The sequence below is a fragment of the Streptomyces boncukensis genome, assembly GCF_011045075.1.
GTDB lineage: Bacteria > Actinomycetota > Actinomycetes > Streptomycetales > Streptomycetaceae > Streptomyces > Streptomyces boncukensis.
In genome coordinates this window covers 1-834 of sequence record NZ_JAAKZZ010001059.1, presented here as the reverse complement: position 1 = coordinate 834, position 834 = coordinate 1, and the positions used below count along the sequence as shown (strand labels likewise).

The following is an 834-nucleotide window of genomic DNA, read 5'->3' as shown; positions in this document are numbered from 1 at the left end:
GACGGGGCGGACGGGGTGGTCGGGGTGGATGAAGCGGGCGACGCGGACGGGGCGGTCGGCGGCTGGGCCGGGGCCGCGCAGAACGCGCAGCGGTCGCCGATGAGTTCGAGCCCGCACCAGCGGCACTCGTCCCGCCGCACCGAGGACACCAGCTGGTAGAGCACCGACACATCGGCCAGCGCCGCGACGAACTCGACGAGCTTCCCGGTCCCCCACCACCGGGCCGAGTCCCCCGGCAGCGGCTCCTCGCACACGTCGCCGACCCGCCACGTGCGCGCCAGCACCGTACTGGCCCAGTCCGAGGAGAGCTGGCCGCGGGCCACCGCGAGCCGGGTGGCGAACTGCGGCCCGGTGAGCGTGGCGCCGCGCCCGTCCGGCTCGGCGCCGCCGATCCGCACGAGCTGCGGCTGGGGCGCCGCGAGCACCGCGTACTGGGTGCCCGGCAGCCAGGAGCGGGTGTGCGCGGCCAGCGAGACGGGCACCCGGTCCAGCTTGGCGACGGAGCCGAGCACGGCGCCCGCGTACAGATAGTGGGTCAGCAGCCGGGTGGCGGCGCCGAGCACCCCGGGCGTGAAGTCGCACAGGGAGAGCTGCCGGAGCTGCCGCACCAGCACCCCGGTGGCCAGCGGCGGCAGCGCCACCGGCAGCAGCGCGATGCGGTGGCCGTCGAGCAGCGAGCGGAGGGTGTGGAGGCGGTGCACATACGGGCGCGGCAGCGTGGCGGGGTGCACGACGATGAGGTAGCCGTGCCGCTCCAGCAGCGCGTGGGTCTCGGCCAGCGCCGTCTCCAGCGGCTGCTCACCGGGCGGGGTGAAGACGTGCGCGGGCGGGGTG

At 76.5% G+C, this 834-nt stretch carries 1 protein-coding gene; it reads right to left on the bottom strand.

Features of this window, described 5'->3' with window-relative positions:
• The coding region (locus tag G5C65_RS37920) for a hypothetical protein (RefSeq protein ID WP_165303625.1) at window positions 1-834 on the bottom strand (834 nt) is incomplete at both ends.